Source organism: Burkholderia sp. HI2761 (genome assembly GCF_002223355.1).
In the GTDB taxonomy this organism is placed as follows: Bacteria; Pseudomonadota; Gammaproteobacteria; order Burkholderiales; family Burkholderiaceae; genus Burkholderia.
This window is the reverse complement of the sequence record NZ_NKFN01000004.1, coordinates 1,430,936-1,450,373: the sequence shown is the minus strand read 5'-3', so window position 1 is coordinate 1,450,373 and position 19,438 is coordinate 1,430,936. Positions and strand designations below refer to the sequence as shown.

Below are 19,438 nucleotides of genomic sequence, written 5' to 3'. Positions count from 1 at the left end.
GTGCCGCAACCGGCGCGATCAGGCCAGTTCGAGCAGCACCGGCTGGTGGTCGGACGCGCGTACGTCGCCGTCGATCCTGCAGCCGACGACGCGCGGCAACAGCGTGTCGGTCACGAACACGAAATCGCACGCGAGCGGCCCCTCCGACCATTGCACCGTATCGTAGACGCCGGCCGTCGGCGGCGGCGTACGACCGGGATGCCGTGCGACCCAGGCGTCGACGAAACTCGGCGCGTCGGCGATCGGCTCCAGGAAGCGCCGGTACGCGTCGCTATCGAATGGGCTGTTGAAATCGCCGCAGACGATCGCCTCGCGCGGTTGTCCGGTCGCGCTGAACGGCCCCTCGGCGGTTTCGGCGGGAGCCGGGTGTGCCGCGTGCGCGCAGGCCTCGCGATGCCGGTCGCGCAGCGCGTCGACCTGCGCAAGCCGCTGGCGCACCGAGTAATACTCCAGATGCGTGGTGATCACGCGTAACGATCCGAAGGGCGCCTGCAATTCGATGTCGAGCGCGACGCGCGGCATCGACGGTGCGCCGGCGTCGGCCGGCCACGGCAGCGATTGGCGCCGCACGCGCCCGAGCGGCAGCCGCGTCGCGATCGCGTTGCCGAACTGGCGGCGCGGGGCGCCCGGCCGGATGGCCGGCAGGTCGGCGCCGATGGCGTCGACGATCGTATAGCCGGGCAGCAGCGCGGCGAGTTCGGCGAATTGGTCGGGGCCCGGCCGGCCGGGCAGGGCATCGAAGCCGCGCGTGACTTCCTGCAGGCACAGCACGTCGAAATCGCCGAGTTGACGGATGGCCGCGACGGTGCGGGAAAGATCGACGACGCCGTCGGCGTCCCGACCCCATTGGATGTTCCAGTCGATCAATCGCATGGTCGAATCTCCTGTCGAGCGGAATGTCGGGCCTCGGGCGTTGCCGGGCCGTTTTGCGGCTCGGCTCGGCTCGCCGCAGGCGCATCCCGAAGCCGCATTGCAGGGCCGCCCGGGCGCCCCACAGGGCTGTCCGTGCGCAAGTTCGGCGCCTGCGTCATCCAAAGCGCGCGACGGGCGCCTTCGTCGTCTACAATCTCGCCTTCTTCAACGTTTGTCAGGAAAAGCTGGTGTCCGAAGCCGTCCCCACTTCTGCGCGCAAATCGAAAAACGCGCCCGTCGCGCCCGGGCCCGCCCCGGTTCTCGAGATCGAATCGCTCGACATGGAAGCGCGCGGTGTCGGCCGCACGATGACCGAGGACGGTCAGCCGGGCAAGGTGATCTTCGTCGAAGGCGCGCTGCCGGGCGAGCGCGTGACTTATTCGAGCTATCGCCGCAAGCCGAGCTACGAGCAGGCGACGGTAGTCGACATTCTGCGCCCGAGCGTGATGCGCACGCAGCCGAAGTGCAAATTCTTCGGCACCTGCGGCGGCTGCTCGATGCAGCATCTCGACATGCGCGCGCAGGTGGCGGTCAAGCAGCGCGTGCTCGAGGACAACTTGTGGCATCTGGCGAAGCTGCGTGCGGAAACGATGTTCGCGCCGATCCACGGTCCGTCGTGGGGCTATCGCTACCGTGCGCGCCTGACCGTGCGCAACGTGGCGAAGAAGGGCGGCGTGCTGGTCGGGTTCCACGAGAAGAAGAGCAGCTACGTCGCCGACATGACGAGCTGCGAAGTGCTGCCGCCGCACGTGTCGGCCATGCTCGTGCCGCTGCGCCGGCTCGTCGAAGGGCTGTCGATTCGCGACCGGATGCCGCAGATCGAACTCGCGGTCGGCTCGGCCGTCACCGCGCTCGTGCTGCGCGTGTTGGAGCCGATCAATGCGGACGACGAAGCGCTGCTGCGCGCGTTCGCGGACGAGCACAACGTGCAGTTCTGGTTGCAGCCGAAGGGCCCCGACACGGTGACGCCGTTCTATCCGCTCGACGTATCGCTCGACTACACGCTGCCGGAATTCGGCATCCGCATGCCGTTCAAGCCGACCGACTTCACGCAGGTCAACCACCAGATCAACCGCGTGCTGGTGGGCCGGGCGCTGCGCCTGCTCGCGCCGTCGCGCGACGATCGCGTGCTCGACCTGTTCTGCGGAATCGGCAACTTCACGCTGCCGCTCGCGCGGCTGTCGCGCGAAGTAATGGGCATCGAGGGCAGCGACACGCTGACCACGCGCGCGCTGGCGAACGCACGCGAGAACGGTGTCGACGGCCACACGACGTTCGCGTGCCGGAACCTGTTCGAAGTGACGGGCGACGACATCCGCGCACTCGGCGCATTCGACAAGTTCCTGATCGACCCGCCGCGCGAAGGTGCGCTCGCCGTGTCGAAGGCGCTGGCCGAGATCGCGCAGAGCGGCGAAGGCCCGCTGCCGAAGCGCATCGTCTACGTGTCGTGCAACCCGTCGACGCTCGCGCGCGATGCGGGCCTGCTCGTGCACGAGGCCGGTTACCGGCTGAAGGGCGCCGGGGTCGTGAACATGTTCCCGAATACGTCGCACGTCGAATCGATCGCGCTGTTCGAGCGCGACTGAGCCGGGCGGCGGACGTAAAAAAACCGGCCCGCGGGCCGGTTTTTTCATGGTGCGCAGCGAACGTCAGTTGCGGTTGCCGCCGAAGATGCCGAGCAGCGCGAGCAGGTTCGTGAACACGTTGTACAGGTCGAGGTAGATCGCGAGCGTGGCCGAGATGTAGTTCGTCTCGCCGCCGTTCACGACGCGCTGGACGTCGAACAGCATGTAGGCCGAGAAGATCGCGATCGCGAGCACCGACACGGTGAGCATCAGCGCCGGCAGTTGCAGGAAGATGTTCGCGACCGACGCGAGCAGGATCACGATCACGCCCATGAACAGCCACTTGCCGAGCCCGGAGAAGTCGCGCTTGCTGACGGTGGCGATCGTCGCCATCGTGGCGAAGATGATGCCGGTGCCGCCGAACGCGAGCATGATCAGCGACGGGCCGTTCGAGAAGCCGAGGATGAAGCTCAGCAGTCGCGACAGCATCAGGCCCATGAAGAACGTGAAGCCGAGCAGCACGAACACGCCGGCCGCGCTGTTTTTGGTCCGCTCGATCGCGAACATGAAGCCGAACGCGATCGCGAAAAACGCGAGCAGGCTCATCATCGGGCTCGTGGCCGCGAACAGCGAGAAGCCCGTCGCGACGCCGACCCAGGCGCCCAGCACGGTCGGCACCATCGACAGCGCGAGCAGCCAGTACGTGTTCCGCAGCACGCGGTTGCGAACCTCGGCGGTGCTGACGGAACCGCCGCGGCCGAAATTGTACGGATAGTCGTTCATGGTTTCTCCTAACATTGAACGCGTGAGCGTCCGGGGCCGGTTCGGCGCGCGCGATGTGCGGCGCAGCAAACCGGGGCAGCTATGGCTAAGATACGTTCCGTGCCGCGAGGTTTCAATGGCTCGGAGGCACAAAACATATGGATTCTGAACCTTTCATTCGTGTAAGGGTTCAATCGCAATGATACACGGGATCGTGCTACAATAGCGGATTCATTTGAACCTGTAACTTCTTAATTTTTTGGAGTTTTTATGGCAATCGAGCGCACCCTGTCGATCATCAAGCCGGATGCGGTGGCAAAGAACGTGATCGGCCAGATCTACAGCCGTTTCGAAGGCGCCGGCCTGAAGATCATCGCATCGCGCATGGCACACCTGTCGCGCGCCGACGCAGAGAAGTTCTATGCGGTTCACGCAGCGCGTCCGTTCTTCAAGGATCTCGTCGATTTCATGATCTCGGGCCCGGTGATGATCCAGGTTCTGGAAGGTGAAGGCGCGATCCTGAAGAACCGCGACCTGATGGGCGCGACGGATCCGAAGAAGGCGGAAAAGGGCACGATCCGCGCCGACTTCGCCGACAGCATCGACGCGAACGCCGTGCACGGCTCGGACGCTGCGGAAACGGCAGCGGTCGAAATCGCGTTCTTCTTCCCGGAAATGAACGTTTACTCGCGTTAAGCCCTGGCTGACAGCAAGTAGGCAGGATTCAGCGCACGCGGCAAGGCAGCACATCATGACGAGCGAAACTTCCGTCAATCTTCTCGACTTCGACGCCGAGGGTCTTGTCGCGTACTGCGGCAGCCTGGGCGAGAAGCCGTTCCGCGCCAAGCAGTTGCAGCGCTGGATCCACCAGTACAACGCCGGCGATTTCGACGGCATGACCGATCTCGCGAAGTCCCTGAGGGAGAAGCTCAAGGGCCGCGCATCGATCGTGATGCCGGACATCGTCAGCGATCACGTTTCCGCCGACGGCACGCGCAAGTGGCTGATCGACGTCGGAAACGGCAATGCGGTCGAAACCGTGTTCATCCCGGAAGAGACGCGCGGCACGCTGTGCGTGTCGTCGCAGGCCGGGTGCGCGGTGAACTGCCGCTTCTGTTCGACGGGCAAGCAGGGCTTCTCCCGCAATCTGTCGACAGCCGAAATCATCGGCCAGCTCCGGATGGCCGAATTTGCATTGCGAGCGTCGCTGGGCCGCGCGCCCGGCCCGAACGGCAAGGCCGAACGGGTCGTCACCAACGTGGTGATGATGGGCATGGGCGAGCCGCTCCTGAATTACAGCGCGGTCGTGCCCGCGATGCGGTTGATGCTCGACGACAACGCGTACGGCCTGTCGCGCCGTCGCGTCACGCTGTCGACGTCCGGCGTGGTGCCGATGATGGACCGCCTCGGCGCCGAGTTGCCGGTCGCGCTGGCCGTTTCGCTGCACGCGCCGAACGATGCGCTGCGCGACGAGCTGGTGCCGCTCAACAAGAAGTATCCGCTTCGCGAGCTGATGGCTGCGTGCCAGCGTTATCTGAAAGTCGCGCCGCGCGACTTCATCACGTTCGAATACTGCATGCTCGACGGCGTCAACGACACCGAAGCGCATGCGCGCGAACTGCTGGCCGTCACACGCGACGTGCCGTGCAAGTTCAACCTGATCCCGTTCAATCCGTTTCCGGAATCGGGCCTCATCCGCTCGAAGCCGGAGCAGATCAAGCGCTTCGCGCAGGTCCTCATCGACGCGGGTGTCGTCACGACCGTGCGCAAGACGCGCGGCGACGACATCGACGCCGCGTGCGGGCAACTGGCCGGCGCGGTGAAGGATCGTACGCGCCTGGCGGAACGAACGGGCGCAGCAGGAAAAATCATCGAAGTTCGGGCAGTTTGACGGGGGCACCTGGCCGGGGTGCCCGAACCCTTTGGCGGTGCAACACGCGAATAGCGATCGGTCGCGGCGCCTCGGCGCCGCGCATGGTATGAACCGTTGCGGGTGCCGGCCGGCGGAAGCCGGCGGCAGCCGCCAGTGAAGAAGAATCGACGCGAGGACAAGGATGAGTGAGCCGCAGCCGTCTAACGGCGCAGAGACGAATGCCGCGAAGCCGGCACCGGCGGGACTGGAATCGCTGGCGGCGGTCGGCAGCCGGCTGGCGCAGCTTCGAGAGACGAAGGGCTGGTCGGTCGACGACGTGTCGGCGCGACTCAAGGTCGCACCGCAAAAGCTCCGGGCGCTCGAGGCCGGCGACATCAGCCATTTGCCCGGCGTGACGTTCGCGCTCGGGGTCGTGCGCAGCTACGCGAAGATGCTCGGCGTCGATCCGGAACCGTTCGCGCAGGCGCTGCGCCGCGAGCGCGGGGTGCCGGAAGTCGACCTGTCGATGCCCGCGTCGTCGGGCACGGATCTGCCGCGCGGCCGCGTGTCGATTCCGTTGGGCAGCTCGTCGCGCCACCATCCGTGGCTGTGGGGAACGGGGATCGTCGTCGTCGCGGTGGTCGCCGTACTGATGTGGCACACTGGCGGCGATTCGGCGAGCCTGCTCGCGCGCTTCAAGGGCGGCGACGCCGAGCATGCGTCGGCCGCGAGCGCGGCGGCGGCATCGTCGTCTGCCGAAGAAGCGGCCACGAATGGCGCGTCGGCGGCGGTGACGAATGAGGTTCCGGCGCCGGCTACCGCATCGGCTGCTCCGGCGCAGGCGATTGCGTCGGCTGTTCCGGCGCCCGCGGCCCCGGTCGCGACGGCCGCGGCATCGCAGCCCGTGGCGGCAACGGCGGCGGCGAGCACGGCCGCGCCGGCCCAGCCGGCGAGCGTCGTGGTGGCGGCAGGCCAGTCGATGATCGAATTGAAGGTCAAGCAGGATTGCTGGTTCAGCGTGCGCGACAAGAACGGCAAGGAGCTGTTCTCGGCGCTGGTGCGAGCCGGCGAAACGAAGCAGGTTGCAGGTGAGGGGCCGTTCAAGGTCACGATCGGCAACAAGGCCGGCCTCGACGCGGTTGCGTTCGACGGAAAACCGGTCGATCCGGCAAAATATTCGGCAGCGCGGGGTAACGTGGCGCGGTTCACGTTGCCCTGACGTCAAGCGCCGTGGCGAAGGCTTGCCGTCGATCTCGGCAGGCCGTGAGGGCACGGCGCTTTTTCAATTCATGCGTCGCGTCGCGGCGCATTCCGCGTAAATGGATCTATCGATGCAATCCGAAGCTCAATCCCCACGCAGCAGTCAGATTTGTTCAACCGAGCCGGTGTTCGGCGGGCATCAGCCGCGCCGTGTATCGCATGCGGTGGATGTCCGCTGGGGCGGGCAACTCGTGACGATCGGCGGCGACGCACCGGTGCGCGTGCAGTCGATGACGAATACCGACACGGCCGATGCGATCGGCACGGCGATCCAGATCAAGGAACTCGCGAACGCGGGCTCCGAACTGGTGCGCATCACGGTCAACACGCCCGAAGCCGCGGCCGCGGTGCCGGCGATTCGCGAGCAGCTCGACCGGATGGGCGTGAGCGTGCCGCTCGTCGGCGATTTCCACTACAACGGCCACCTGCTGTTGCGCGACTACCCGGGCTGCGCGGAGTCGCTGTCGAAGTACCGGATCAACCCCGGCAACGTCGGTCAGGGCGCGAAGCGCGACACGCAGTTCGCGCAGATGATCGAAGCCGCGGCGAAGTACGACAAGCCGGTGCGGATCGGCGTGAACTGGGGCAGCCTCGACCAGGACCTGCTCGCACGCATGATGGACGAGAACGGCGCGCGCGCGCAGCCGTGGGACGCGCAAAGCGTGATGTACGAGGCGCTGATCCAGTCGGCGATCGGCTCGGCCGAACGCGCGGTGGAGCTTGGCCTCGGCCGCGACCGCATCGTGCTGTCGTGCAAGGTCAGCGGCGTGCAGGACCTGATCGCCGTGTACCGCGAACTCGGCCGCCGCTGCGGCTTCGCGCTGCACCTCGGGCTGACCGAGGCCGGCATGGGCTCGAAGGGGATCGTCGCGTCGACGGCGGCGCTCGGCGTGCTGCTGCAGGAAGGGATCGGCGACACGATCCGCATCTCGCTGACGCCGGAACCGGGCGCGTCGCGCACGGGCGAAGTGATCGTCGGCCAGGAAATCCTCCAGACGATGGGCCTGCGCTCGTTCGCGCCGATGGTGATCGCGTGCCCGGGCTGCGGCCGCACGACGAGCACGCTGTTCCAGGAACTCGCGATGCAGATCCAGACCTACCTGCGTGAGCAGATGCCCGCCTGGCGCAAGGAATATCCGGGCGTCGAGAAGATGAACGTCGCGGTGATGGGCTGCATCGTCAACGGCCCGGGCGAATCGAAGCACGCGAACATCGGCATCAGCCTGCCGGGTTCGGGCGAGAACCCGGCCGCGCCCGTCTTCATCGACGGCGAGAAGGTCAAGACGCTGCGCGGCGAGCGGATCGCCGAGGAATTCCAGCAGATCGTCAGCGACTACGTCGCACGCAATTACGGCCGCACCGAGGCCCTGAACTAATTCGTCCACACACACGAACGATGACCGAACAGAAACGCAAGATCGAGAAGCTCACCGGCGTCAAAGGCATGAACGACATCCTTCCGCAGGATGCCGGCCTGTGGGAATTCTTCGAAGCTACCGTGAAATCGCTGCTGCGCGCGTACGGCTACCAGAACATCCGCACGCCGATCGTCGAACATACGCAGCTCTTCACGCGCGGCATCGGCGAAGTCACCGACATCGTCGAGAAGGAGATGTACAGCTTCACCGACGCGCTGAACGGCGAGAACCTGACGATGCGCCCGGAAAACACCGCGGCCGTCGTGCGCGCGTCGATCGAGCACAACATGCTGTACGACGGCCCGAAGCGCCTGTGGTACATCGGCCCGATGTTCCGTCACGAGCGTCCGCAGCGCGGCCGCTATCGCCAGTTCCACCAGGTCGGCGTCGAGGCGCTCGGCTTCGCGGGTCCCGATGCGGATGCCGAGATCATCATGATGTGCCAGCGCCTGTGGGACGACCTCGGCCTGACCGGCATCAAGCTCGAGATCAACTCGCTCGGTCTCGCCGAGGAGCGCGCCGCGCACCGCGTCGAGCTGATCAAGTACCTCGAGCAGTTTGCCGACGTGCTCGACGAGGACGCAAAGCGCCGCCTGTATACGAACCCGCTGCGCGTGCTCGACACGAAGAATCCCGCGCTGCAGGAAATCGCGCAGAACGCGCCGAAGCTGATCGACTTCCTCGGCGACGAATCGCGCGCGCACTTCGACGGGCTGCAGCGCCTGCTGCTCGCGAACAACATTCCGTTCAAGATCAACCCGCGTCTCGTGCGCGGCCTCGATTACTACAACCTGACCGTGTTCGAATGGGTGACCGACAAGCTCGGCGCGCAGGGCACGGTCGCGGCCGGCGGCCGCTACGATCCGCTGATCGAGCAGCTCGGCGGCAAGCCGACCGCCGCGTGCGGCTGGGCGATGGGCATCGAGCGCATCCTCGAGCTGCTGAAGGAAGAAGATCTGGCGCCCGAGCAGGAAGGCGTCGACGTGTACGTGGTGCATCAGGGCGAAACCGCGCGCGAACAGGCGTTCATCGCGGCCGAGCGCCTGCGCGACACGGGCCTCGACGTGATCTTCCACTGCAGCGCGGACGGCGCGCCGGCGAGCTTCAAGTCGCAGATGAAGCGGGCCGATGCAAGCGGCGCCGCGTTCGCGGTGATCTTCGGCGAAGAAGAGGTCGCGAACGGCACGGTGGGCGTGAAAGCGTTGCGCGGCGCGGGTGCGGAAGGGGAAAAGAACGTTCAGCAGACCGTACCGGTCGAAAGCTTGACCGAATTCCTAATCAATGCGATGGTTGCATCCGCCGAAGACGGCGACGACTGATCGCGCTCGCATTCGCTCGACAAGAAAAGCCTGAACAGGAAGGAATCGCTCGCCGATGAGTTATCACGACGAACAAGAATCGATTGAAAGTCTCAAGGCGTGGTGGGCCCGCTGGGGCAACCTCACCACGTGGATCGTGCTCGCGGCGCTCGTCGTCGCGGCCGGTTTCAACGGCTGGAACTACTGGCAGCGCCGTCAGGCTGCCGAGGCGTCCGGGCTGTACGAGCAGGTCCAGAAGGCTGCCGCCGCGAACGACAAGGCCACGATGGCCCGCGCGGCTGCCGACATGGAAGACAAGTTCGGCAGCACGCCGTATGCGCAGATGACGGCCCTTGCGGCCGCGAAGACGCTGTATGCGGCCGGCGACGCGGCTGGCGCGAAGGCGCAGCTGCAATGGGCCGTCGATCACGCCAAGGACGACGAGTACAAGCAGATCGCGAAGCTGCGCCTCGCGTCGCTGCTGCTCGACGAGAAGGCGTACGATGCGGGCCTCGCGCTGCTGTCGGGTACGCCGGTCGATGCATTCAAGGGCCTCGTGGCCGATCGCCGCGGCGATCTGCTGGCCGCGCAAGGCAAGACCGACGATGCGCGCGCGGCTTACAAGCTCGCGCTCGACGGCCTGTCGAAGGACGACCAGTCTGCGCGCCAGCTCGTGCAGTTCAAGCTGGACGCGCTCGGCGGCTGAATCCCGGTCCCCTCAACCTCTTAACTCTGCTTCGCTAACCGATGAATTTGCTGAAACGTTACGCTGTGCCCGTTGCCTGCGCGGCGGCTGTCCTCGCTCTGGCGGCTTGCTCGTCGTCGAAGGACGCGCGCCGCGTGCCGACGCCGCTCACCGAGTTCAAGCCCGTCATGGACGTGCAACAGGTCTGGAAGGCGAGCGTCGGCAAGGCCGGACGCTACCTGTTCTCGCCTGTGGCCGTGGGCGACGCCGTCTATGCGGCGGGCGAAAACGGTTCGGTCGAGAAGATCGACGCGAAGACGGGCCAGACGCTCTGGCGCTCGAAGGTCGGTTCGGACCTGTCGGCCGGTGTCGGCAGCGACGGCAACCTGACCGCGGTCGGTGCGTTGAAGGGCGGCGTGTTCGTGCTGGGCCCGGACGGCAAGCAGCTGTGGAAGACCAGCGTGCAGGGCGAGATCTTCTCGCCGCCGCTCGTCGGTAACGGCCTCGTGGTCGTCCGCACGATCGACGGCCAGGTGATCGCGTTCAACGCGCAGACGGGCGAGCAGAAGTGGAACTACCGCAACCGCGCGGTGCCGCTGAACCTGCGCGTGTCGGCCGGCATGACGTTCGCGGGCGACGCGGCCGTGCTGGCGGGCTTCCCGGGCGGCGGGCTCGTCGCGATCAACCTGCAGACGGGCGAGCCGTTCTGGCAGACCCCGGTGTCGTTCCCGAAGGGCGTGACCGAGGTCGAGCGCATCAACGACGTCAGCGGCCCGCCGACGCTCGTGGGTGCGCAAGCCTGCGCGGTGACGTTCCAGGGTCAGCTCGGCTGCTTCGATGCGAACTCGGGGCGTCCGCTGTGGGAAAAGCCGTTCTCGAGCCGCAGCGGCCTCGCGCAGGACGATTCGGTGGTCGCCGGCGGCGACGACTGGTCGGTCGTCACCGCGTACGACGCGGCCACGGGCAACCAGCTCTGGCGCAACGACAAGCTGAAGAGCCGCGACGTCGGCGTGCCGTACCTGCTCGGGCATGCGGTCGTGATGGGCGATTACAAGGGCTTCGTGCACTTCCTGTCGCGCGAAGACGGCAGCTTCATCGCGCGGATGAAGACCGACGGCAGCGCGATTACGGCGGCGCCGGTCCTCGCGGGCAATACCCTCGTCGTGCAGACGAAGGACGGCGGCCTGTACGGGTTCCGCCCGCGCTGACGCGCAGGAAACCAGCGTGGCCGTGGCGCGGCGGGCGGGTCCCGCGCGCCGCGGCCGCGCGACTTGAAGGCGGCCGGTGTTCCCGGCCGCTCGGTATTTGAAAGGCAGTTCGAGACGAAAGACGACGGCGCGCAACGCGCGCCCGGCGCGCGCATTCGGCGCGGCGCGAATTCGTGATATTTTCATTCAGCGCAGCCGCCCGCAGCAGCGGGCCTCCCGCTGCTGCGCTTCACCGTAGAAAACTCAGATGAAACCGGTCATTGCCCTCGTTGGGCGCCCCAATGTGGGGAAATCCACGCTGTTCAACCGGCTCACGCGCTCGCGCGATGCGCTGGTCGCCGATTTGCCGGGCCTCACGCGCGATCGCCATTACGGCGAAGGGCGCGTCGGCGAACGGCCGTATCTGGTCGTCGATACCGGCGGCTTCGAGCCCGTCGCGAAGGACGGCATCCTGCACGAAATGGCGCGCCAGACGCGGCAGGCCGTCGAGGAAGCCGACGTCGTCGTGTTCATCGTCGACGGCCGTAACGGGCTCGCGCCGCAGGACAAGTCGATCGCCGACTACCTGCGCAAGACCGGCCGGCCGATCTTCCTGGTCGTCAACAAGGCCGAGGGGATGAAGTACACGGCGGTCGCGACGGACTTCTACGAGCTTGGGCTCGGCGATCCGCGCGCGATCTCGGCCGCGCACGGCGACGGCGTGACCGACATGATCAACGAGGCGCTCGAGGTCGCGTACGCGGGCCAGCCCGAGGAAGCGGACGTGGACGATCCGTCGCGCGGCATCAAGATCGCGATCGTCGGCCGTCCGAACGTCGGCAAGTCGACGCTCGTCAACGCGCTGATCGGCGAAGACCGCGTGATCGCGTTCGACATGCCGGGCACGACGCGCGATTCGATCTACGTCGACTTCGAGCGTAACGGCAAGAAATACACGCTGATCGACACGGCCGGCCTGCGACGTCGCGGCAAGGTGTTCGAGGCGATCGAGAAGTTCTCGGTCGTGAAGACGCTGCAATCGATCTCCGACGCGAACGTCGTCATTCTTCTGCTGGATGCGCAGCAGGACATTTCCGACCAGGACGCGCACATCGCCGGCTTCGTCGTCGAGCAGGGCCGCGCGCTCGTGATCGGCGTCAACAAGTGGGACGGCCTCGACGACCACGCGCGCGACCGCGCGAAAGCGGATTTGACCCGCAAGCTGAAATTCCTCGACTTCGCGAAATCGCACTTCATTTCGGCCGCGAAGAAGACGGGTATCGGCGCGCTGATGCGTTCGGTCGACGACGCGTACGCGGCGGCGATGACGAAGCTGCCGACGCCGAAGCTCACGCGCGCGCTGATCGAGGCCGTCGAGTTCCAGCAGCCGCGCCGTCGCGGCCCGGTGCGTCCGAAGCTGCGCTACGCGCACCAGGGCGGCCAGAATCCGCCGATCATCGTGATCCACGGCAACGCGCTCGACGCGGTGACGGAAACCTACAAGCGCTACCTCGAAAACCGGTTCCGCGAAACTTTCTCGCTGACCGGGACTCCATTGCGCATAGAGTTCCGTTCGTCGAACAACCCGTACGCGGACAAGGGCTGAAGCATGCCCCGCAACGGCCAGGCCGCATGGCCTAGGCCCGGGCGGGGCAGGCAAAATCGGCTATAGTGTAGCGATTGGCGCCGGATCTCTTTTTCTTCGCCGCCAATTCAGATCAACCTGCAAAAAAAGATGGAGTACGCCATGAGCAACAAAGGGCAATTGTTACAAGACCCGTTTTTGAACGCACTGCGCAAAGAGCACGTTCCCGTTTCGATCTACCTCGTCAACGGCATCAAGCTTCAAGGGAACATTGAATCGTTCGACCAGTACGTCGTGTTGCTCCGTAATACGGTGACCCAGATGGTTTACAAGCACGCCATCTCGACGGTCGTGCCGGCGCGCCCGGTGAATTTCCACCCGGACGCGGAAGCTTCGTCCTAACCTATTGCAGCGGCCGGCATCCGGTCGCCGCGAGCGACCGATGCCAGCCGCCTTATCTTGACACCCGATAATTTGATCAACGCAGCGCTCGTCGGCATCGATTTCGGCAAGACCGATTTCGAAGCCAGTCTCGAAGAACTCAGTCTTCTCGCCTCCAGCGCGGGGGCCCGTCCCGCCGTCACCCTCACGGGTCGTCGCTCAAGTCCCGATGCCAAGATGTTCATCGGCAGCGGCAAAGCCGAAGAACTGCGGCTTGCCTGCGACGCGCACGACGTCGAAATCGTCATCTTCAATCACGCCCTGGCGCCCGCCCAGCAACGCAATCTGGAGCAGGCGCTTAACAGGCGCGTGATCGATCGCACGAGCCTCATCCTCGACATCTTCGCGCAGCGTGCCCGCAGCCACGAAGGCAAGCTGCAGGTCGAGCTCGCGCAGCTTCAGTACCTGTCGACCCGGCTCATTCGCGCGTGGACCCACCTCGAGCGGCAAAAGGGCGGTATCGGCCTGCGCGGCCCCGGCGAAACCCAGCTCGAAACCGACCGCCGGCTGATCGGCGAACGCATCAAGATGCTGAAGTCGCGGCTCGACCGGTTGCGCCGCCAGCACAGCACGCAGCGCCGGCAGCGCGCGCGCAGCGGCACGATGTCGGTGTCGCTCGTCGGCTATACGAACGCGGGCAAGTCGACGCTGTTCAATGCGCTGACGAAAGCGCAGGCATACGCGGCCGACCAGCTGTTCGCGACGCTCGATACGACGTCGCGGCGCGTGTATCTCGGCGACGAGGTCGGGCAGATCGTCGTGTCCGATACGGTCGGGTTCATCCGCGAGCTGCCTCACCAGCTCGTCGCGGCGTTCCGCGCGACTCTCGAGGAAACGATCCATGCGGATCTGCTGCTGCATGTGGTCGATGCGTCGAGCGCGGTCAGGCTCGAGCAGATCGAGCAGGTCAACGGCGTGCTGCACGAGATCGGCGCGGACACGATCCGGCAGGTGCTGGTGTTCAACAAGATCGACGCGGTGCCCGAGCTGGCGGCCCGCGGCGACGCGGTCGAGCGGGACGAGTATGGTAATATTTCGCGCGTCTTTTTGAGCGCGCGCACCGGTCAGGGTCTTGATACGTTGCGCGCCGCCATCGCCGAAATCGCCTCCGCGGAACACCTTTCCAGCGCGACGTTGCCCGACGCGCTCGATGGCACGTCCGCTGAACCGCACGAAGACCACACGATTTCCGAACACGGGCGCTAACCGGTCCCGGCCGGTTCGCCGGCGTCCAATCTGGTGAACAAATTCTGGTGAACGAATACAACGAGCGGAGTACCTGGCGGCGGATGCGCGCCTTGCTGTCGATCAACGATCCCCGCTGGGGACGCGGCGAAGGCAATGGCAAGGACGGATCCCGCCCCCGCGCGAACGAATCGAAACGCCCGCAAGGCGGCGACGGCGACGGTCCGCCCGATCTCGACGAGATGTGGCGTAACTTCAACCGTCGCTTGAGCGGCCTGTTCGGCGGCAAGGGCGGCAACGGCTTCCGTCCCGACAACGGCCGGGCCGCACGGGTCGGCGTCGGCATCGTGATCGGCGTGCTGGTCGCGGTTTATGCGGGCAGCGGGCTGTTCGTCGTGCAGGAAGGCCAGACGGGTGTCGTGCTGCAGCTCGGCAAGGTGTCGGGCACGGTCGGCCAGGGCGTGCACTGGCGCGCGCCGTATCCGTTCGCGTCTCACGAGATCGTCGACACGTCGCAGGTCCGCTCGATCGAGATCGGCCGCAACAACGTCGTACGCCTCGCGAACGTCAAGGAGGCCGCGATGCTGACGCGCGATGCCGACATCGTCGACGTGCGTTTCATCGTCCAGTACCGGATCCGTTCCGCCACCGATTACCTGTTCCGCAGCGTCGATCCCGAGCGCAGCGTGTCGCAGGCCGCTCAGGCCGCGGTGCGCGCGATCGTCGGCACGCGCAGCGCGGCCGACATGCTGAACCAGGACCGCGATGCGCTGCGCGAGCAGCTTTCCAGCGCGATCCAGCGCGATCTCGATCGCTACCAGTCGGGGCTCGAGGTGACGGCCGTCACGATGCAGAGCGTCGCGGCGCCCGACCAGACCCAGGCCGCCTACGCCGAAGTCGCGAAGGCGCGCGACGAGCGCGAGGCCGCGAAGCGCGCCGCGCAGGCGTATGCGAGCGACCTGCTGCCGAAGGCGCAGGGCGATGCGGCGAAGCTCGTCGACGAAGCGAAGGCGTATGCCGATCGCGTGGTCACGGAAGCCGAAGGCGACGCGGACCGCTTCAAGCAGGTCTACGCGCAGTACTCGAAGGCGCCCGCGGTCATTCGCGAGCGGATGTACCTCGAGACGATGCAGGAAATCTATTCGAACGCGACGAAGGTGTTCGTCGGCAACAAGGGCGGCAACAGCGTCGTGTACCTGCCGCTCGACAAGCTCGTCGAGCAGGGGCGGCAAAACGCCGCGACCTCGACCGGCGCGTCCGCCGCCGATGCGGCGTCGGCACCGGCGGCCACGGCGCCGTCGGCAGCCGCAGCCGCGCCGGCGAGCGCCGCACCGGCCGCCACCGCGTCGGGTGTCGACGTGCTGCGATCGCGCGACGCGTTTCGCAGCCGGTCGCGTGAAGACGATACGAAGTAACGGGGAGCGCAGAACATGAACCGAATCATTGCGCTCGTCGTCGCAATCGTGATCGTTGCCTTCGCGGCGTCGTCGACGGTCCTCACCGTCGATCCGCGCCATACGGCCGTGCTGTCGGGCCGCGACGGCACGCAGCCGGAACTCGCGGGCCCCGGCCTCCATTTCAAGCTGCCGCCGCCGCTGCAGACGGCCACGCTGATCGACACGCGCCTGCAATCGCTCGAGTCGTCCGATCCGCTGCAGCTGGCAACCGAAGACAAGCACGACCTGCTCGTCGCGTATGCGGTGAAGTATCGGATCAGCGATCCGATGAAATATTTCACCGCGACGGGCGGCGACCCGGCGGCGGCGACCGAGCGGCTGTCCGGCACGCTGAAGAGCGCGCTCGGCGATGCATTCGGCAAGCACTCGCTCGACGATGCCCTCGGCGGCCAGCGCGCGATCGCCGATGCGGCTCGCGATGCGGCGAAGGCGAAAGCGGCCGGTTTCGGCGTCGACGTGGTCGACGTCCAGCTCACGCGTGTCGACCTGCCGGCCGCGCAGACGGACGCCGTCTATCAACGGATGATCGGCGCATTGCGCGATCAGGCGGCCCAGGTGCGTGCGCAAGGCGCGGCCGACGTCGAGCAGATCAAGGCCGACGCCGAACGCGAGCAGCAGGCCGTGCTCGCGAACGCGTACAAGTCCGCGCAGACGATCAAGGGCGAGGGCGACGCGAAGGCCGCGACGATCGCCGCCGATGCATTCGGTCGCGATCCGCAGTTCTATCAGTTCTACGCGAGCCTGCAGGCCTACCGGAATACGTTCAAGCGCAACGACATCATCGTCGTCGATCCCGACAGCGAGTTCTTCCGCTTCATGCGCAGCCCGACGGGCGGTGCCGCACCGGCGGCGCCTGCTCCCCGCAAACATTGACCTTGGGGCGCCGCGTCGAGCGGCGCCGTCGCTCGCATGGACCTGGCTGGCTCGTTGTTGCTCGCAGTAGCGCTGATGCTGATCATCGAGGGGGCGTTCCCCTTCGTGTTTCCCGTCGCCTGGCGCGACACGTTTCGTAGAATAGCCGAGCGGCCGCCGCATCATATCCGGATCGGCGGGCTGATCGTGATGGTGCTCGGGCTCGTGCTGCTGCTGCTCGCGACCTGACCGGCGCCCCGATCCGGACGGCGTATCCGCCGTTCGTTCCGCCCGATTTCGAAGTTCCGATTCAACTCGCGGCGCGCGTGTCGCGCGCCGTTTCCCGTCGTAGGACCGTACCGATGTCGACCTGGTTACTTCCCGAGAATATCGCCGACGTGCTGCCGTCGGAAGCGCGCAAGATCGAGGAGCTGCGCCGCCGGCTGCTCGACCGCTTCCGTTCGTACGGCTACGAAATGGTGATGCCGCCGTTGCTCGAGTATCTCGAGTCGCTGCTGACGAGCGGCGGCGCCGATCTGCGCCTGCGTACCTTCAAGCTGGTCGACCAGCTGTCGGGCCGCACGCTCGGCCTGCGCGCGGACATCACGCCGCAGGTCGCGCGGATCGACGCGCACCTGTTGAACCGTCAGGGCGTGACGCGCCTCTGCTACGCGGGCCACGTGATGCATACGCGTCCGCGCGGCCTGCACGCGACGCGCGAGCAGATCCAGATCGGCGCCGAAATCTACGGCCACGCCGGGCTCGAAGCCGATCTCGAGATTCAGCAACTGATGCTCGACGCGCTGCATCTCGCGGGCCTGTCGCGCATCCGTCTCGACCTCGGTCACGCGGGCGTGCTGGCGGCGCTGCTGGCGCGCGACGCGCAGGCCGCCGAGCGTGGCGAGTCGCTGTACGACGCGCTGTCGGGCAAGGACGTGCCGCTGCTGAACGAACTCACCGACGATCTCGGCGCCGATACGCGTGCCGCGCTGCGCGCGCTGCCGAACCTCTACGGCGACGCGAGCGTGCTCGCCGAGGCGCGCACGCGCCTGCCGGTGCTGCCCGAAATCACGCGGGCGCTCGACGATCTCGCGCAGCTTGCATCGCAGGCGAAGGGCGTCGAGGTCGCGATCGATCTCGCCGACCTGCGCGGCTATGCGTATCACAGCGGCGCGATGTTCAGCGCATACATCGACGGCGTGCCGAACGCGATCGCGCGCGGCGGCCGTTACGACCACGTGGGGCAGGCCTATGGCCGGGCTCGTCCGGCGACCGGCTTCTCGCTCGACCTGCGCGAGCTCGCGCGGATTTCGCCGGTCGAGGCGCGCGGCACCGCGATCCTCGCGCCGTGGGCGCAGGACGATGCGCTGGGCGCGGCCGTCGCGGCGCTGCGCGATGCGGGCGAGGTCGTGATCCAGGCGCTGCCGGGCCACGACCACGTGCTCGACGAGTTCGCGTGCGATCGTTCGCTCGTCGAGCGCAACGGCGCATGGGTGGTCGAACCCCGATAAACAGGTGTTCGCGGGCCCGTGCTTCGGCGTGCATATCGTTGAAGCGAAACGGAAAAATTCGGAATCGCCCGCGAACATAGGTAGAATACGTTTTTAACCAGCTAACGAATCAACATGTCTGCCAGCGCAGTGAACGTGACTCCCGGGCGCAATGTCGTCGTCGTGGGAACGCAATGGGGTGATGAAGGCAAGGGCAAGATCGTCGACTGGCTGACGGACCACGCTCAGGGCGTCGTGCGTTTCCAGGGCGGTCACAACGCCGGCCACACCCTCATCATCGGCGGCAAGAAAACGATCTTGCGCCTCATTCCGTCGGGCATCATGCGTGAAGGCGTCGCCTGCTACATCGGCAACGGCGTCGTCCTGTCCCCCGAAGCACTGTTCAAGGAAATCGGCGAGCTCGAAGAAGCCGGCGTGAACGTGCGCGACCGCCTGTTCATCTCCGAAGCCGCGACGCTGATCCTGCCGTACCACATCGCGATCGACCAGGCGCGCGAAGCGCGCAAGGGCGCGGGCAAGATCGGTACGACCGGCCGCGGCATCGGCCCCGCGTACGAAGACAAGGTCGGCCGCCGCGCGCTGCGCGTGCAGGACCTGTTCGATGCGAAGACCTTCGCCGATCGCCTGCGCGAAAATCTCGATTTCCACAATTTCGTGCTGACCCAGTATCTGGGCGGCGCGGCCGTCGATTTCCAGGCCACGCTCGACACGATGCTCGGCTATGCCGATCGCCTGAAGCCGATGGTGGCCGACGTGTCGCGCCGCCTGTACGACGCGAACAACGCGGGCCAGAACCTGCTGTTCGAAGGCGCGCAAGGCACGCTGCTCGACATCGACCACGGCACCTATCCGTTCGTCACGTCGAGCAACTGCGTCGCAGGCGCGGCGTCGGCCGGCGCGGGCGTCGGTCCGCAGAAGCTCAACTACATCCTCGGCATCACGAAGGCGTATTGCACGCGCGTCGGCTCGGGCCCGTTCCCGAGCGAGCTGTACGATGCGGACAACCCGCAGCGTCAGGACCAGATCGGCGTCACGCTCGCGAACGTCGGCAAGGAATTCGGTTCGGTCACCGGCCGTCCGCGCCGCACCGGCTGGCTCGATGCGGCTGCGCTGCGCCGCTCGATCCAGATCAACGGCGTGTCGGGTCTGTGCATGACGAAGCTCGACGTGCTCGACGGCCTCGACGAAGTCAAGCTGTGCGTCGGCTATCACGTCGACGGCAAGGACGTGGACATCCTGCCGCGCGGCGCGGTCGATGTCGCACGTTGCGAACCGGTGTACGAGACGTTCGCCGGCTGGAAGGAAAGCACCGTCGGGATCAACACGTGGGACGCGCTGCCGGCGAACGCGCAGGCCTACCTCGCCCGCGTCCAGGAAGTGGCTGGCGTGCCGGTCGACATGGTGTCGACGGGCCCGGACCGCGACGAAACGATCCTGCTCCGCCATCCGTTCAAGGTGTAATTTCCAG

18 protein-coding genes are annotated in these 19,438 nt (G+C 66.4%); 16 read left to right on the top strand and 2 right to left on the bottom strand.

The genetic code is table 11. The features are described from left to right. Positions 1–18: 18 nt before the first annotated feature. Complete coding sequence (locus CFB46_RS13545; protein WP_089500261.1) at positions 19–873, bottom strand: endonuclease/exonuclease/phosphatase family protein; 855 nt, start codon at positions 871–873, stop codon at positions 19–21. A gap of 227 nt (positions 874–1,100) precedes the next feature. Here CFB46_RS13545 and rlmD point away from each other — a divergent pair, with 227 nt between their 5' ends. Continuing rightward, positions 1,101–2,498: a 23S rRNA (uracil(1939)-C(5))-methyltransferase RlmD gene (gene rlmD, locus CFB46_RS13540; protein ID WP_089500260.1), complete on the top strand. Its 1,398-nt coding sequence runs from the start codon at positions 1,101–1,103 to the stop codon at positions 2,496–2,498. Between the two features lie 63 nt (positions 2,499–2,561). Here rlmD and CFB46_RS13535 read toward each other — a convergent pair whose 3' ends face one another. Next, positions 2,562–3,260, bottom strand: coding sequence for a Bax inhibitor-1/YccA family protein (locus CFB46_RS13535; protein ID WP_006484459.1), 699 nt, complete (start codon positions 3,258–3,260; stop codon positions 2,562–2,564). 249 nt (positions 3,261–3,509) lie between these two features. Here CFB46_RS13535 and ndk point away from each other — a divergent pair, with 249 nt between their 5' ends. From ndk to CFB46_RS13455, 15 genes are all read left to right on the top strand, one after another. Then, a complete protein-coding gene (gene ndk, locus CFB46_RS13530; protein ID WP_027784586.1) occupies positions 3,510–3,935 on the top strand; it encodes a nucleoside-diphosphate kinase in 426 nt (141 codons plus the stop codon). A gap of 55 nt (positions 3,936–3,990) precedes the next feature. Beyond that, positions 3,991–5,130, top strand: a complete 1,140-nt coding sequence (gene rlmN / locus CFB46_RS13525; protein WP_089500259.1) for a 23S rRNA (adenine(2503)-C(2))-methyltransferase RlmN — start codon at positions 3,991–3,993, stop codon at positions 5,128–5,130. A gap of 163 nt (positions 5,131–5,293) precedes the next feature. Continuing rightward, entirely contained in the window at positions 5,294–6,310 is a 1,017-nt protein-coding gene (locus CFB46_RS13520) for a helix-turn-helix domain-containing protein (protein WP_089500258.1), read from the top strand. Positions 6,311–6,422: 112 nt separating this feature from the next. Next, entirely contained in the window at positions 6,423–7,727 is a 1,305-nt protein-coding gene (gene ispG, locus CFB46_RS13515; protein WP_027784583.1) for a flavodoxin-dependent (E)-4-hydroxy-3-methylbut-2-enyl-diphosphate synthase, read from the top strand. A 20-nt stretch (positions 7,728–7,747) separates the two neighbouring features. Continuing rightward, complete coding sequence (hisS, locus tag CFB46_RS13510) at positions 7,748–9,088, top strand: histidine--tRNA ligase (RefSeq protein WP_027784582.1); 1,341 nt, start codon at positions 7,748–7,750, stop codon at positions 9,086–9,088. Between the two features lie 55 nt (positions 9,089–9,143). Beyond that, positions 9,144–9,773, top strand: coding sequence for a tetratricopeptide repeat protein (locus tag CFB46_RS13505; RefSeq protein WP_006478678.1), 630 nt, complete (start codon positions 9,144–9,146; stop codon positions 9,771–9,773). Between the two features lie 41 nt (positions 9,774–9,814). Beyond that, positions 9,815–10,960: an outer membrane protein assembly factor BamB gene (bamB, locus tag CFB46_RS13500; protein WP_089500257.1), complete on the top strand. Its 1,146-nt coding sequence runs from the start codon at positions 9,815–9,817 to the stop codon at positions 10,958–10,960. A gap of 247 nt (positions 10,961–11,207) precedes the next feature. Next, entirely contained in the window at positions 11,208–12,545 is a 1,338-nt protein-coding gene (gene der, locus CFB46_RS13490) for a ribosome biogenesis GTPase Der (protein WP_089500256.1), read from the top strand. Between the two features lie 141 nt (positions 12,546–12,686). Next, the gene (hfq, locus tag CFB46_RS13485) at positions 12,687–12,926 is read left to right on the top strand and encodes an RNA chaperone Hfq (RefSeq protein ID WP_006399927.1); all 240 of its coding nucleotides are present in this window, start codon (positions 12,687–12,689) and stop codon (positions 12,924–12,926) included. A 72-nt stretch (positions 12,927–12,998) separates the two neighbouring features. Beyond that, on the top strand, positions 12,999–14,171 hold the full coding sequence (gene hflX, locus CFB46_RS13480; RefSeq protein WP_179235074.1) for a GTPase HflX: 1,173 nt from the start codon (positions 12,999–13,001) through the stop codon (positions 14,169–14,171). A gap of 47 nt (positions 14,172–14,218) precedes the next feature. After that, complete coding sequence (hflK, locus tag CFB46_RS13475) at positions 14,219–15,565, top strand: FtsH protease activity modulator HflK (RefSeq protein WP_027784578.1); 1,347 nt, start codon at positions 14,219–14,221, stop codon at positions 15,563–15,565. A gap of 15 nt (positions 15,566–15,580) precedes the next feature. Further along, positions 15,581–16,480 carry a protease modulator HflC gene (hflC, locus tag CFB46_RS13470; RefSeq protein WP_089500254.1) on the top strand — a complete coding sequence of 300 codons (900 nt, stop codon included), beginning with the start codon at positions 15,581–15,583 and terminating at the stop codon, positions 16,478–16,480. A gap of 36 nt (positions 16,481–16,516) precedes the next feature. After that, positions 16,517–16,708, top strand: coding sequence for a DUF2065 domain-containing protein (locus CFB46_RS13465; RefSeq protein WP_006478685.1), 192 nt, complete (start codon positions 16,517–16,519; stop codon positions 16,706–16,708). Positions 16,709–16,821: 113 nt separating this feature from the next. Next, on the top strand, positions 16,822–17,970 hold the full coding sequence (locus CFB46_RS13460; RefSeq protein ID WP_006496416.1) for an ATP phosphoribosyltransferase regulatory subunit: 1,149 nt from the start codon (positions 16,822–16,824) through the stop codon (positions 17,968–17,970). A gap of 114 nt (positions 17,971–18,084) precedes the next feature. After that, the gene (locus CFB46_RS13455) at positions 18,085–19,431 is read left to right on the top strand and encodes an adenylosuccinate synthase (protein ID WP_027784575.1); all 1,347 of its coding nucleotides are present in this window, start codon (positions 18,085–18,087) and stop codon (positions 19,429–19,431) included. Positions 19,432–19,438: the final 7 nt, after the last annotated feature.

What these genes read in the sequence shown, in the direction of transcription:
- CFB46_RS13545 (WP_089500261.1), bottom strand. Translation starts at nt 873, where the DNA reads ATGCGATTGATCGACTGGAACATCCAATGGGGTCGGGACGCCGACGGC.
- CFB46_RS13535 (WP_006484459.1), bottom strand. Translation starts at nt 3,260, where the DNA reads ATGAACGACTATCCGTACAATTTCGGCCGCGGCGGTTCCGTCAGCACC.
- ndk (WP_027784586.1), top strand. Translation starts at nt 3,510, where the DNA reads ATGGCAATCGAGCGCACCCTGTCGATCATCAAGCCGGATGCGGTGGCA.
- rlmN (WP_089500259.1), top strand. Translation starts at nt 3,991, where the DNA reads ATGACGAGCGAAACTTCCGTCAATCTTCTCGACTTCGACGCCGAGGGT.
- CFB46_RS13520 (WP_089500258.1), top strand. Translation starts at nt 5,294, where the DNA reads ATGAGTGAGCCGCAGCCGTCTAACGGCGCAGAGACGAATGCCGCGAAG.
- ispG (WP_027784583.1), top strand. Translation starts at nt 6,423, where the DNA reads ATGCAATCCGAAGCTCAATCCCCACGCAGCAGTCAGATTTGTTCAACC.
- hisS (WP_027784582.1), top strand. Translation starts at nt 7,748, where the DNA reads ATGACCGAACAGAAACGCAAGATCGAGAAGCTCACCGGCGTCAAAGGC.
- CFB46_RS13505 (WP_006478678.1), top strand. Translation starts at nt 9,144, where the DNA reads ATGAGTTATCACGACGAACAAGAATCGATTGAAAGTCTCAAGGCGTGG.
- bamB (WP_089500257.1), top strand. Translation starts at nt 9,815, where the DNA reads ATGAATTTGCTGAAACGTTACGCTGTGCCCGTTGCCTGCGCGGCGGCT.
- der (WP_089500256.1), top strand. Translation starts at nt 11,208, where the DNA reads ATGAAACCGGTCATTGCCCTCGTTGGGCGCCCCAATGTGGGGAAATCC.
- hfq (WP_006399927.1), top strand. Translation starts at nt 12,687, where the DNA reads ATGAGCAACAAAGGGCAATTGTTACAAGACCCGTTTTTGAACGCACTG.
- hflC (WP_089500254.1), top strand. Translation starts at nt 15,581, where the DNA reads ATGAACCGAATCATTGCGCTCGTCGTCGCAATCGTGATCGTTGCCTTC.
- CFB46_RS13465 (WP_006478685.1), top strand. Translation starts at nt 16,517, where the DNA reads ATGGACCTGGCTGGCTCGTTGTTGCTCGCAGTAGCGCTGATGCTGATC.
- CFB46_RS13460 (WP_006496416.1), top strand. Translation starts at nt 16,822, where the DNA reads ATGTCGACCTGGTTACTTCCCGAGAATATCGCCGACGTGCTGCCGTCG.
- CFB46_RS13455 (WP_027784575.1), top strand. Translation starts at nt 18,085, where the DNA reads ATGTCTGCCAGCGCAGTGAACGTGACTCCCGGGCGCAATGTCGTCGTC.